This is a genomic window from Pseudomonas sp. NUPR-001, from assembly GCF_052147955.1.
Taxonomy (GTDB): domain Bacteria; phylum Pseudomonadota; class Gammaproteobacteria; order Pseudomonadales; family Pseudomonadaceae; genus Aquipseudomonas.
Genome location: NZ_CP197353.1, coordinates 5,346,025 through 5,358,397, shown reverse-complemented (window position 1 = coordinate 5,358,397; position 12,373 = coordinate 5,346,025). Strand labels below are relative to the sequence as shown.

The window sequence follows — 12,373 nt, the reverse complement described above, 5'->3', positions numbered from 1 at the left end:
GGAGCATGGATGAAAGCAGTCTTGGTAGTCATGAGCCTGATGTTGCTTGGCGGTTGTGCCACTGATGGCAGGGCACCGTGGTTGGCGCTGGCCGGTGGCAATGCCAGTTGCGCCAAGCCTGATGCGAGTCAGGAACTGGCCTTGAGCATGGCCGACGAGATGCTTGGCGAAGGTCGCCCGCATGCCAGCCTGGCGCACCTGGAGACGCTGCCTGCGGACATGGCGCAAGTGCGTCTGCGCAAGGCCAAGGTGCTACGCCTGCTCGGGCGCAGCGAGGCCGAACCGTTGTACCGCAGCCTGCTCGGTGGCTGCCTGGCGGCTGAAGCTGAACATGGCCTGGGGCAGTTGTCTGCCGCGCGTGGCGATAACCTGCAGGCCCAGCGTCATTTGTTGCGCGCAGTGCGCCTGGCGCCGACCGACGAGAAAATTCGCAATGACCTTGGCGTGGTCTACCTCAACCAGGGCGATGTCGAGCAGGCGCGTTTCGAGTTCCTCACCGCCATCGAGCTTAAAGACAACAACAGCCTGGCGGCGGTCAATCTGGTGAGCTTGCTGTTGTATCAGGACAAGTGGCAGCAGGCCGCCGATCTGGTGTCGCGCTTGCACCTGAGCGCGGCTCAATTCAACGAAGCCCAGTCGCGTGCCGAGCAATTGAAAAAGCCCGGCAAGCTGCCAGCGGTGCGCGCCGATCGGGTCGCAGCGCTACCGTCCGCCGCTTCCACTTTCGGCCAACAGTGAGGTGCTTATGAAAGTTGCATGGTTACTGCTGCTGGCTTGCGCTGCTTTGCCGTTGACCGCGACGGCGATCGAGGAGCAAGCCTCGGCCGAGGCACAATCGCTCACCGAAACCTGGTTGCAGCTGCAGGCGCGCAACCAGAAGGCCTCGAAAACCCCGCAAACGGCCACCCCCAAAGAGCGCGAACAGAGCATGCAGCGCTGGCTGGACAGCTACAAATATGCGATTCCCGACTTCTATCGCTGGGAATCTGTGGGCGCGGCCGATAAATAAGCCGATACGTTGCGGCGCGGCTAGTGCGACGTATGGCGCAGATACAGCGGCGAATGGCTCGGTGACAGGGCCAGTGCCAACTGTGTGCGGTTATGCATGTGGGTCAGGCGTAGCACCTGCGAGACATAGAGCTTGACGGTGTTTTCGGTGATGCCCAGTTCGCAGGCAATCTGATAATTGGTCTTGCCTTTGCCGACCAGCCGCGCGACTTCCAGTTGGCGCGGTGACAGCTTGGCGAATATGGCCGGCAGGCTTTCGCTGTCGGTTTCGTTTTCGATGTCGGTGGCGCGACGATGTGCACCCTGGCCGCGGGCTTTCTCCAAGTCCTGGTACAGGTCGTCGATGGAGTCGGCGAGAAACTGCAGTTTTTGATTGAGGGTGCCCAACTGCTGGACGTTTCGTTGGCGCTCCTGCAATTCCACTTCCTGGCGCTGAACACCTTCAAGCAGCTCGTTGAGGTCTACCGGCTTTTGGTAGTAGTCGGCAAAGCCTGCGCGCAAGGCCCTGATCACATCCTGCTTGTGCGCCTGGCCCGTGAGCATGATGGCTTCGAATATTCGCTGTTGCCCGGCAATGATCTTCAGCGCGTCAAACATTGCGATGCCATCGAGCTCGGGCATATGCAGGTCGCACAGCAGCAAGCCGATCGCGGGGTCAGCGGCAAACCGTTCGATGGCTTCGGTACTGGAGTGGCACGGCACGCAGCGGTAGCCGTTGTTCTGCAGAAATTCACACAGTTCTTCGACGATCAACGGTTGGTCATCGACGACCAACACCTTTACCTCACTGACAGTCTTGTTCACACGCTACTCCCTGTTCAGAAGCTGCATCGTCCTGGTGGCACTGTAGAAAGTAGACGTAGATTGCCAGTCTGTACACGTGCTGTGCGCTGGTTATCGCGGGGCAAGCCCGCTCCCACTGCCCCCCTATGGCGGCTAATGCGTCCACACCGCAGCAAGCACAAACCCCGCCAGAATGAACGGCGCAAAGGGCTGTTTATTTGACGAGTCCTCGGTCAGCGCCTTCAGGCGGTTCTTAACCTTCTGACTTAAAAGGGACCATAGCCAGCGGCGGCTGGCCAGCCAGATCAACACCGAGACGCCGGCGCCGATAAACGTCCCCAGCACGTACATGCGATCGGTTGCCAGGGCCAGGGCGGCGAGCAGCTTTACATCGCCTGCGCCAAAACGGCCAAGCATGTAGCCAGGCAGGGTCAGGAGCATGACGATGGCCAAGGCCCAGCCGCCTTCACTGGCATCGGCGCCGATCCAGGTGTGCCCGGTTATGAACAGGTAGGCCAAGGCACATGACGCCGCGCCGAGGGTCAAGGTGTTGGCAATCTGGCGCTCTCGCACATCTTGTTCAGCGCACAAGGCAAGCCACAACAGCAGGACAATGCTTTGCATTGGCGAAATGCATCCCTTTGTGGTGAAAGATTCTATGCTGACTATCAGGTGTCACTGTCAGGGTAGACGCGATCATGAAAGCAAGCTTGGCCAGGCGGCAAAAAGGCGCTGCAGCGTTGGAGTTCGTTGCAGTATTCGTGATCTTCTTCGCGGTATTTTATGGGGTGGTGGGCTACGGTCTGCCGATGCTCATGCTGCAATCGTTCAACCAGGCCAGCAGCGAAGCGGTGCGCCGCTGCGTTGCCCTGGACCCCAGCAGTGCCACTTACGGCGCCGATGTCCAGGCGCTGGCGCAAAAGGTGGTCGGCGAGCAGTTGGCGTGGATGCCCGACTCGTTGAAATTCAAATTCGCCAATGATGTTCGTATCACCTTGTCGCAGGAGCACCTGCTGACGGTGAAGATCGATTACGCCAAAGCTAAGCTGACTGCCGTGCTGCCGGTCATCGACCTGCCGCTTATCGGTGAAGTACCGCGACTGCCCGCGAGCCTCAAGGCCGAAGCGAGTCTGCAACTTTGAGCGGCGGGCCAGGCTTGTTCGAGCGTTGGCGTGGGCGTTCCACTGCGGCTCCGGTAGAGCCGGAACAGCCGCCCAGTGTGCCCGCGGTGGGGCTGCAGCTGTGGCTCGACGATACCGCCCGAGTGCTGCGCATGGCTGGCCCTTTGCGTTGCGCGCTGGCCTTGCCGGCGCACGCTGAGGTGCGCTTGCAGGACTGCGTGCAACCGCACAGTTTGCTGGTGCTCGAAGGTGAACCGCCGGACTGGCAGGCGCAACCGTTGGATCTGGACTTCAAGGCCGCCGCTGGCGGCACCTTGCATACCCGGGGCTGGTTGCAGGGCCAACCAGGCCAGTGGATGTTGCAGCTGTTCGACATCGGCGACCTGCTGCAACACCGCCAGCAGTCACACAATGCAGAGCGGCAGCGTCATTTGACCAGTCACCTGGCGGCGGAACTGCGCGATTGCAGCATCGAACGTCTGCCCCAGGTGGCCCAGGAACAATTGCAATGGCTGGTGCGTCATTGGCGCGCCTCTGCTGGGCGGATTCTGCTGCAGGGCGAGCAGGGCTGGCAGACGTATGCCAGCAGTCATGATCCCGTGCATTGGCCTGCGGATGAACTGCTCGGGCGTTTGCTCGAGCGTCAGGTGGCGGGGCAGGTGGTCTCCAGCATCAGTCACGCAGAGCTACACGCGTTGATGCCACAAGCCGACACGTATGTGTTGCCGTACGCACAGGGGCACATTGTTCAGGCCTGGCTGATCTGTGTCGGTCCGCTGGAAGCCTTGAATGCGGCAGACGCACTCAACGCCTGCGCGGCCTACGCCGAGCCGCTGGTCAGCCGTTTGGCCGCGTTCAATTTGCAGCAGCAGTCCGAGCGGCTGGACAGTTTGCAGCTGCAATTGGGCGCGGGTTGGTGGCAATGGCGCTGTAGTGAATCTTCGTTGCAGGTGGACCCCGGGCTGGCGCAAAGCCTGGGGATACCGGCGCGACTAACCCTCGGCCAATGGCTGAGCCGGGTGCACCCGGCTGATCGCGAAGCTGCGCAGCTGGCGCTGGGCGAGTTGCAGCGCGAGGGGTGTGCCTTGCACTTGAATCTGCGCTTGCTCGACCACAACCTGGCGGCCAATCCACGTTGGTATCGCTTGTGTGGGCAAGTACGCGGCAGTGGTCAGCAACGTCGGGTGCAGGGCTTCATGCTCGACATCAGCGATATCAAGCACCAGCAGTCGCAAGCCAGCGCAGCCCAGGCGCGCCTGGAAAACCTGATCGCCAGTTCGCCAGCGGTGATCTACATCCAGCGATACGCCGAAGGTGCCCTGCAGGCCGAGTTCTTCAGTGCCAGCCTGCAACCGATGCTGGGTTGGGAAAGCACAGGTGAGGCGCCGCTGCAGCCTGGCCAGTGGGTGCATCCTGAGGATCAGGCGCTATGGCTGGCACGCACCCGCACCCTGTTGCGCGAGGGACAGATTCGCAGCCGCTATCGTTTGTGTGACCGCTATGGCGGTTATCACTGGGTGCTCGACGAGGCGCGGCTGTTGCGTGATGACCTTGGCCTGCCGGTGGAGGTGGTGGGAATCTGGCTGGACGTGACCGAAGCCACCGAAGCGGCTGAACGCATGCGTGAGAGTGAAGAACGCTACCGAGTGCTGGTAGAAGATTCGCCAGCAATGATCTGCCGCTACACGCCGGAGTTGAACCTGGTGTTTGGTAACCAGCCGTTGGCTGACTATCTGGAATGTACGAGCGCAGAACTGGCCGGCATGAACCTCGGCCAGTGGATGTCGCAGGCGCAGCGCGACGCCTTTGTCGAGCGGGTGGCAGCGCTGAGTGTCGAGCAGCCCGTAAGCACTGCAGAGATCTGCCTGGAGCTGCCAGGGCGCGAACACGCCTGGTGGGTGTGGTCCGATCGCGGTTTGTTCGACGAGCAGGGCCGGCTGTTGGAAGTGCAGGCGGTAGGCCGCGATAACACCCAGGTTCGACGTACCCAGCAGCAACTGATGCAGAGTGCCAAGATGGCGACCCTGGGTGAGATGGCGACCGGCCTCGCTCATGAGATCAACCAGCCGCTGAACGTGATGCGCATGGCGGTGGTCAACGCCCTCAAACGCCTGGAAAACGGCGACGTGCAGGCGGACTATCTGCAAGACAAGCTCAAGCGTATCGATGCCCAGGTGCTGCGTGCTTCGCGGGTGGTTGATCACATGCGGGTATTCGGCCGCCGCTCAGCGATCGAGCAGCACCTTTTCGAGCCCTGGCAGGCGGTGGAAGGGGCCCTGTCATTGCTTGCCGATGGCTTGCGCAGTAAAGGTGTGGATCTGCGGGTTGAAACAGCGCCACCACAAACGTTGGTGATGGGGCATCAAGATCAGTTGGAACAGGTGTTGATCAACTTGCTGGTCAACGCCCGTGATGCATTGCTGGAGCAACGTGCACAGCAGCGCGAGCTACAACCCTGGATTGCCTTGCGCATGGAGGCAGATGAGCGCCAGGTACGGCTGCTGGTCGAGGACAACGGTGGCGGCATTGATCCGCGCCTGCTCGAGCGCATCTTCGAACCGTTCTTCACCACTAAGCCGGTGGGCGTCGGTACCGGCTTGGGCTTGTCGGTCAGCTACGGGATCATCGATGCCATGGGCGGTTGCCTGAGTGTGGATAACGCGGTTGATGGCGCGCGTTTCTGTATCGAGTTACCGGTTCATAGCACCAGCTGAGCCCGGGTGCTGGAGCAGTCGAGGTTGGCACCGACCTCGACCTTGACCAAGTCGATCCCCAGGACTTTCAGCAAGGCGTTGAGCAGAGGATCGACCAATGGGCTGAGCAGGCCTTTGATCAGCGGTTGCAGGATCGCTTTGACGCCGTTCAGTACGTTACTCCCCAGCACTAGCACACTGCCCAGAATATTGCCATTGAGTGGCCTGTAAGCCTGCAGCTCGATGCCTGCGATGGTGCCATCCAGACTGCTGACGACATTGTTGGCGCTGGTGCTCAGATACGCGGGTGGCTGGTTGATTGCCGGCGGCGTGTGGTCTGGGGGTAAAAACTTCAGATCGGTTGGATTGCTGCCTACCAGCGACGTATTGACCTTCAAGCCGATGCCGCCACCGGCAAAGGGAATGCGTGGGTCGCAGGAGCCTAAAAGCCCGAGCAGAAAGCGGCATTTTTGGGTGCTGATATCAATCAAGGGCAAGGGCGTGACTGCCGCGACACCGGTTTTTTTGCTGATGTCGGTGCTGAAGAAATCATCCCGGTTCTTGAATTGGCCGATGGCAAGATCCGCGGCTGAACTCTGGGTGCTGGCGGTGAGCGATTTCTCCGGGTTGCAGCTGTAGCGGCTGATCCTGCTGTTGGCCCTGGCCACCTGTACACCGACATCCAGGCTGACGGTGCCGGGCAGCAATCGTATGTCGCTGTAAGTGCATTCATTGGCCAGCAAACAGGTCAAGGATTGCACGGTACCGGCCAGATTCAGACTGAGCAGATTGTTCAGCAGGTTGGTCAAGGGCGTGGCGAGGTTGGTGACCGCGTTGAGCAGGCCGGCAATGCTCTCCAGTATCGGCAGATCGAGAGAGACCAGCGCTCGCACCTGCGCGGTGTGGACGTTGATGTCGTCGGTTTGTGGGTTGCCAATGGCCGAGATCTGTTGTGGCTCGATGACTTTCAGGCGCACTTTGCCATTGACCAGGCCCAGCACGCTGATCGGCATTTCAACCACGGCTGCGTTGTTCTTACTCGACAGCAGAATCACGCTTTGCACCAGGTCGAGCACTTGCAGGGTGGCATCCAGCCCGGCTTTGGTGGTGCCGGTTTGCAGGTCGAGAATATCGCCCAGGTGCAGTGTTTTGCTGTTGTCGGATGCCAGTGAAAGCTTGGCCAGGTTGCTGACCACTTCAACACTGGCACCGCCTTTTTGCAGGACTTTGACGGCGGCGTCGATCATCTTTGTGGCCGTGGCGTCGGCACGCAGCAATTGCTGATAGTCGCCAACATCCGCATGAACACCGATGGCCAGTTGGTCGAGGTAACTGAGCAGGTTGATCTGGGTGTTGGCCAGACCTTGCCAGCCGGCGACGTCGAGCTGCAGGTGGCCGCCGAGGGGGTCTACCAGGGCGTTGAGTAGTGCGGACTTGCGTGAATCGATGCTCGCCAGGGTGCTGCGAATACGCAGCATGGCTTGCGGTGGTTTTGGCGTTGCAGCGATGGCGCTGGCGCTCAGGGTTGTCGTGTCGGGCACCTTGTTGCCATTGGCCAGCGCCCATATCCCTGCAGCTACGCTGGTGGTGACTTGCGTGCTGGCAATCACCCTGATGGCTTCGTTGCGGGTGCTGTCGATGCTGAAGCGCCGCAGGCTGTTGCTGCCGGTTTTCAGGGTGCCGCAGGTGGTGTTCAGGGTCTGCCCGGCGTTCAGTTCGAAGCCGTTGCGAGTAGCGCCCGCTCGGGCCACTGCCTCGGCCTGCGGGCCACTGCCGCTGCACACCGCCTGTTGGCCAGCGGCTTCCAGGGCTGCCATGTCGACGATACGTTGCAAGCGTCGTTGTTCCAGGTACAGCCGACTGCTATCGATCACCATCAACATGAACAGCAGGCCCATGCCCAGGGTCAGGGCCGCCATCAAGCCGATTGCACCGCGTTGGCGTGCGGGAAAGCGAGAGGACACGCGCACTCCTTTGCCGGCGCAGAGGCCGTCGAAAGCGTGTAGGAGCGGGCTTGCCCCGCGATGCGATTTGACTGAAAAAACGCATCACGGGGCAAGCCCGCTCCTACAGTGTAGTCACGATGGTGGCTATTGGCCTTTAGCGTGGTGGGTAATTCGACAGGGCGTTGGTCACCGTTTTCTGAATCGCGCTGGCGCGTTCTTCGGGGCTTGGCGGGTAGTTGTTCATGATCTGTTCGGCACTGCCGCGCCACACCAGCTTGCCGTCGTTGGCGTCGAACATGTCCACCTGAATGGTCGCCACTTTGTAGTCGACGCTACGGGTTTCGTTGTACATCGGGCCGCCCCAGTAGTTACCCCAGTAACCGCCCCAGGCACCGCCGTAGTTGGTGGTGATCTGCTGCTGACGCTGCTCGACGATCAGGTAGGTTTGCACGTTCAGATCAGCTTTGTTGTTGCCCTGGACCGGGCGCAAGCCGCGTTGGTCAAGCTGGCCCGTCACCGCCTGGCGAATGCGCTGCTCGGTCAGGTCACTCTTGATCCGCGGATCATCGGGACGGTACTGCAGCGCCGGTTCCTGCCAGGCCCAGCTGCGGTAGGCGGTAAAATCGCGGCTGGCGTCGTAGTCCTGGGTGGCTTTGTTGCTCTGGCAAGCACTGAGCAACACCATTAGCGAGAGTAAAGCGAGACGGCGCAACATGATGGATCTCCAATTACCTTTAGCTGGGAGGATAGCCGTTGAGAGCCTTTTTCACCGATTCACGCAGGGCTTTCTCGCGTTCGCCCTGTGAACCCTGGCTGTCGGTCTCGGCGCTGGCACTCCAGACTGCCTGACCGTCGCGAGCGTCATACAAATCGACCTGCACCACCATGACCTCGACTTCATAGGTGCGGACCAAGGGCACACTGGCATACGCCCCATAACCGTTGTTGTAGCGACCCATTCCGGCGTAGCCGCCATAACCATAGGGGTAGTAGGGGTAGCCACCGTACGGGTAGTAGTCGTCACGCACCTGGCGCAGGCGACGTTCCAGGCGCAGGTTGGCGCTGACCAGCAGGTCGCCCGCCTGGCCATTGCGCGCTGGGCGCAGGCCATGCTGGTCGAGGGCATTGCTGACCGCTTCGGCCAACTGTGCCGGCTCGGCCAGCGCGCTACCGGCTGGCAACTGATCGTTGTGCCAGGTCCAACTGCGGTAGCGGCCAAAGTCCCGAGGTGCTGCCGGGTAAGCGCTGGCATCGAAGGTGTTGGCGGCGTGCGGGGGTGCCGGAGGCAGAGGGCGGGAGCTGGCGACATAAGGGTTGGGGCTCTGGCAGCCTGCCAACACCAGGCACAGCAGGCTCAGTGGCAAACGGTACGACATGTCACCCTCCTGGTGTGATTCAGCGTGGTCGACAGATCCAGTGCAGGTAGCGCCCTAAGCCGGCAAAGGCGGGATGACGTCGATGCGCCAGTTCCATTTCCAGCAGGTCGAGCAACTCGGCCTTGGTCTGGAATTCGCTGGGCATGTAGTCGTGGAACACCCGTACGCCGCTTTCTGTTTCGACCTGCCACAGACCTTCAAGTTGCACCCTGAGTGTGCGCGGATCAAGCGGTTTTTGCGGGGTCAGGCTCTGCTTTTCGCCGGCCATGTCATTGCGTCGCAGTTTGCGGAAATGGCCTTTGAGCAAGTTGCGATACACCAGCGCATCGCGGTTGTAGAACGCCAGTGACAGCAGGCCATCGCTACGGGTCAACTGGTGCAGCACCGGCAGGATGGTCTCCGGTTCGGCCAGCCATTCCAGCACGGCGTGGCAGAGTACCAGGTCGTAAGGTTCGGTCAGTTGCCCGAGCAAGTCTTGCCAGGGCGCCTGGATGAAGGTGGCTTGCTTGCCGGCTTCGGCAAAGCGTGCCCGGGCGCCTTCGAGCATCGGCGCAGCAGGCTCGGCCAAGGTCACCTGGTGACCACGCTCGGCCAGCCACAGGGCCATGTGCCCCAGGCCCGCGCCGATATCCAGCACGCGCAGCGGGCGCTCGGGGAGCGTTTCGGCAAGGTCGGCCTGCAGCACGGCCAGGCGAATCGCCCCTTTGGCGCCACCATAGATCTTTTCGGCAAAGCGGGTGGCCAGGGCATCGAAATGGCGGTCTTTCATTGGGCAAAGCGCCTTTCGCTGTCGGCCAGCTTGGCGCGCACCACCTGCTCCATGTCCAGGCCCAACTCGCTGCACAGCAGCAACAGGTACAGCACCACATCGCCGACCTCTTGGCCGGCGTGTTCCAGTTGCTCAGGTGACAACTGGCGTGACTGCTCTTCGCTCAGCCACTGGAAGATCTCCACCAGTTCGGCCATTTCCACGCTGGCGGCCATGGCCAGATTTTTCGGGCTGTGGAAGCCACGCCAATCATTGTTGTCGCGGATGCGGTGCAGGCGTTGGGTCAGTTCGTGCAGGTTCATCAAGGCTCTCCTCAAGCTGCATAGCTTCAGGCGGGCGCCTTCGCAACGCAAGCGCGGCGTTTCAGGCCAAACGTCGCCAGGCGCCGCGCATGTGCACTAACGCTGCGTGGCCGTCCAGGCGCAGTTGGCCCTCATCAGCCGTGGGGCTGGCGATGAGGATGACTTCGCTGGGCAGGCGCACAGGTTTGAGGAAGTCCACCTCGACCTGATAGCCAGACACCGGCAGGTGGCTGCGCAATGCCGCCAAGGTCATGGCCTTGCTCCACATGCCGTGGGCAATCGCAGTGGGGAAGCCGAACAACTTGGCGCTGCTGGCGCTCAGGTGGATCGGGTTGTAGTCGCCGCAGACTCGGGCGTAACGGCGGCCAATGTCGCTGTCGGCGTACCAGCGGGTCAACTCGCCCAGTGCCTCGCCGCTGGGAGCTTCGCGGGTTGCGGGCTCAGCGTCGAGCTTCAGGCCGCGGCAAAGCATGCGGCTGGTTTCGGACCAAATCAGGCCCAGGCCGTCTTCAGCGTTGGTGATCAGGTCGCAGGTGGCGCCTTTCTCGTGCGCTTGCAGGTTTTCCACGTGCACGGCGAAGCGCAGTTGGCTGATGCCACCCAAGGGGCGTATCACGCGGATGCTGTTGTGCAGGTGAACCAGGCCAAGCAACGGCAAGGGAAAGGCCTTGTCGGTCAACAGTTGCAGCTGCAAGGCGAACGCCATCACATGGGGGAAGGTCGCCGGCAAGCGCCCATCGTCGCTGAAATGGCAGAGTTTGCGATACGCCTCCAGTTGCTTGGGCTGCACCGCCAGGGTGCAGCGCAGTCCCGTGTCCGGCAAGGTATCGCCGCTGATCTTGCGCTTGCTTGCGGCGCGCAGGTAGAGGCTGGAAAGTGCGGCGGTGCTGCTCAGGTCCTGCCACTGTCGAGTCATGCTCAGGCCCCCATCACAGCTTGGCCACACACCCGCAGCACCTGGCCGTTGACCGCACCACTGTCGGGTTGCACCAGCCAGGCGATGGCTTCGGCGACATCTTCGGGCAGGCCGCCCTGGCCCAGCGAGCTCATGCGCCGCCCGGCTTCGCGCAGGGCGAAGGGAATGGCCGCAGTCATGCGTGTTTCAATGAAGCCCGGGGCGACGGCATTGATGCTGCTCCCGCGGGTGGCCAGCTTCGGCGCCCAGGCCTGAGCCAGGCCGATCAAGCCGGCTTTGCTGGCGGCGTAGTTGGACTGGCCACGGTTACCGGCGATACCACTGATCGAGGCCAGCAGTACTACGCGTGCGTTGTCGTGCAGGGCGCCGCTGTCGAACAGCGCTTGGGTCAGCAGTTGCGGCGCCTTGAGATTGACTGCCAGCACCGAGTCCCAGAATTCCGGGGTCATGTTGGCCAGGGTCTTGTCGCGGGTGATCCCGGCGTTGTGCACAACGATATCGATGCCCTCCGGGAGGCCTTCAAGCAGTTGTGCGGCGGCATCAGCGGCGCAAATGTCCAGGGTCAGGCTGCGTCCGCCCAGGCGTTCGGCGAGGGCTTCAAGGTCATTTTTCGCCTGTGGGACATCGAGCAATATGACCTCGGCACCGTCGCGCGCCAGGGTCTCGGCAATCGCCGCACCGATGCCACGGGCAGCACCCGTCACCAGCGCTTTGCGTCCGGCCAGGGGGCGGGTCCAGTCCTGCACGCTGCTGGCGCAGGCATCCAGACGCAGAACCTGACCGGAGATGAAGGCGCTCTTGGGTGAGAGGAAAAAGCGCAGTGCGCCCTCCAGATGCGCTTCGCCTGCGTCACTGACATACAGCAATTGCAGGGTGCCGCCAGCGCGCAGTTCTTTGGCCAGCGAGCGGCTGAACCCCTCCAGGGCACGTTGTGCAACCTGGGCCAGCGGATCATCCAGTTGCTCCGGGGCACGGCCGAGAATCACGATATGGGCACAGGGCGCCAGGCTGCGCAGCAGCGGCTGGAAGAACTCGCGCAGTTGTTTGAGTTGATCGATGTCGTCCAGCTCGCTGGCGTCAAACACCACCGCTTTGATTTTGCTGCCCAGGCCTGCGACCCACTCGGGGGCGCTCAGGTCGGGGCTGGCAAAGCTGTAGACCTCGTCGGTCAGGCGTTTGGCAAAGGTTTCGACAATGTTCGCCAGGGGGCCGCCGCCGAGCAACAGTGCACCTTCAACGGGCCGCAGGCGCCCGGCGCTCCAGCGCTCCAGGCGGGCTGGGCTGGGCAAGCCCACGGCACCGACCAGGCGCCGGCCGAGATCCGAGTTGGCGAAGTCTATGTAGCGGTCGCTCATGTGCACGTCTCCCTGAAATAAGCTTCAAAGTGTGGACCATCTTTGGCCATTGGTCGTTCGAACGCGGAAAAAACACCTACGCTAAATGTGGGAACTTGCGCTGA

At 61.8% G+C, this 12,373-nt stretch carries 13 protein-coding genes; 4 read left to right on the top strand and 9 right to left on the bottom strand.

Going from position 1 to position 12,373, the window contains the following annotated elements; all coding sequences use genetic code 11:
- Positions 1–9: 9 nt before the first annotated feature.
- Both ACP6KB_RS24650 and ACP6KB_RS24645 read left to right on the top strand, forming a co-directional pair.
- Positions 10–738 carry a tetratricopeptide repeat protein gene (locus tag ACP6KB_RS24650; protein ID WP_442110026.1) on the top strand — a complete coding sequence of 243 codons (729 nt, stop codon included), beginning with the start codon at positions 10–12 and terminating at the stop codon, positions 736–738.
- Positions 739–745: 7 nt separating this feature from the next.
- On the top strand, positions 746–1,009 hold the full coding sequence (locus ACP6KB_RS24645) for a DUF3613 domain-containing protein (protein ID WP_442110024.1): 264 nt from the start codon (positions 746–748) through the stop codon (positions 1,007–1,009).
- A 20-nt stretch (positions 1,010–1,029) separates the two neighbouring features.
- Here the strand turns inward: ACP6KB_RS24645 and ACP6KB_RS24640 are convergent, their stop codons facing one another.
- A complete protein-coding gene (locus tag ACP6KB_RS24640) occupies positions 1,030–1,812 on the bottom strand; it encodes a response regulator transcription factor (RefSeq protein WP_442110022.1) in 783 nt (260 codons plus the stop codon).
- Between the two features lie 132 nt (positions 1,813–1,944).
- Positions 1,945–2,415 (bottom strand): prepilin peptidase, encoded by a 471-nt coding sequence (locus ACP6KB_RS24635; RefSeq protein WP_442110020.1) that lies wholly within the window; start codon positions 2,413–2,415, stop codon positions 1,945–1,947.
- A gap of 74 nt (positions 2,416–2,489) precedes the next feature.
- On the opposite strand from ACP6KB_RS24635, the gene ACP6KB_RS24630 reads away from it, so the two are divergent.
- Both ACP6KB_RS24630 and ACP6KB_RS24625 read left to right on the top strand, forming a co-directional pair.
- On the top strand, positions 2,490–2,933 hold the full coding sequence (locus ACP6KB_RS24630; protein ID WP_442110018.1) for a TadE/TadG family type IV pilus assembly protein: 444 nt from the start codon (positions 2,490–2,492) through the stop codon (positions 2,931–2,933).
- Positions 2,930–5,626: an ATP-binding protein gene (locus tag ACP6KB_RS24625; protein WP_442110016.1), complete on the top strand. Its 2,697-nt coding sequence runs from the start codon at positions 2,930–2,932 to the stop codon at positions 5,624–5,626. Before ACP6KB_RS24630 ends, ACP6KB_RS24625 begins: the two co-directional genes overlap by 4 nt.
- Here ACP6KB_RS24625 and ACP6KB_RS24620 read toward each other — a convergent pair.
- The 7 genes from ACP6KB_RS24620 to ACP6KB_RS24590 all read right to left on the bottom strand — a co-directional run bounded on the left by ACP6KB_RS24620 (position 5,611) and on the right by ACP6KB_RS24590 (position 12,269).
- Positions 5,611–7,569 carry a pilus assembly protein TadG-related protein gene (locus ACP6KB_RS24620; protein ID WP_442110014.1) on the bottom strand — a complete coding sequence of 653 codons (1,959 nt, stop codon included), beginning with the start codon at positions 7,567–7,569 and terminating at the stop codon, positions 5,611–5,613. The genes ACP6KB_RS24625 and ACP6KB_RS24620 overlap by 16 nt on opposite strands.
- 136 nt (positions 7,570–7,705) lie before the next feature.
- Positions 7,706–8,266 carry a DUF4136 domain-containing protein gene (locus tag ACP6KB_RS24615; protein WP_442110013.1) on the bottom strand — a complete coding sequence of 187 codons (561 nt, stop codon included), beginning with the start codon at positions 8,264–8,266 and terminating at the stop codon, positions 7,706–7,708.
- A 19-nt stretch (positions 8,267–8,285) separates the two neighbouring features.
- Positions 8,286–8,927, bottom strand: a complete 642-nt coding sequence (locus ACP6KB_RS24610; protein ID WP_442110011.1) for a DUF4136 domain-containing protein — start codon at positions 8,925–8,927, stop codon at positions 8,286–8,288.
- Positions 8,928–8,946: 19 nt separating this feature from the next.
- Positions 8,947–9,696 (bottom strand): methyltransferase domain-containing protein, encoded by a 750-nt coding sequence (locus ACP6KB_RS24605; protein ID WP_442110009.1) that lies wholly within the window; start codon positions 9,694–9,696, stop codon positions 8,947–8,949.
- Entirely contained in the window at positions 9,693–9,998 is a 306-nt protein-coding gene (locus tag ACP6KB_RS24600) for a MazG-like family protein (protein ID WP_442110007.1), read from the bottom strand. Before ACP6KB_RS24600 ends, ACP6KB_RS24605 begins: the two co-directional genes overlap by 4 nt.
- Before the next feature lie 61 nt (positions 9,999–10,059).
- Complete coding sequence (locus ACP6KB_RS24595; protein WP_442110006.1) at positions 10,060–10,914, bottom strand: MaoC family dehydratase; 855 nt, start codon at positions 10,912–10,914, stop codon at positions 10,060–10,062.
- Positions 10,915–10,916: 2 nt separating this feature from the next.
- Positions 10,917–12,269 carry a 3-oxoacyl-ACP reductase gene (locus tag ACP6KB_RS24590; RefSeq protein ID WP_442110004.1) on the bottom strand — a complete coding sequence of 451 codons (1,353 nt, stop codon included), beginning with the start codon at positions 12,267–12,269 and terminating at the stop codon, positions 10,917–10,919.
- Between the last annotated feature and the right edge of the window lie 104 nt (positions 12,270–12,373).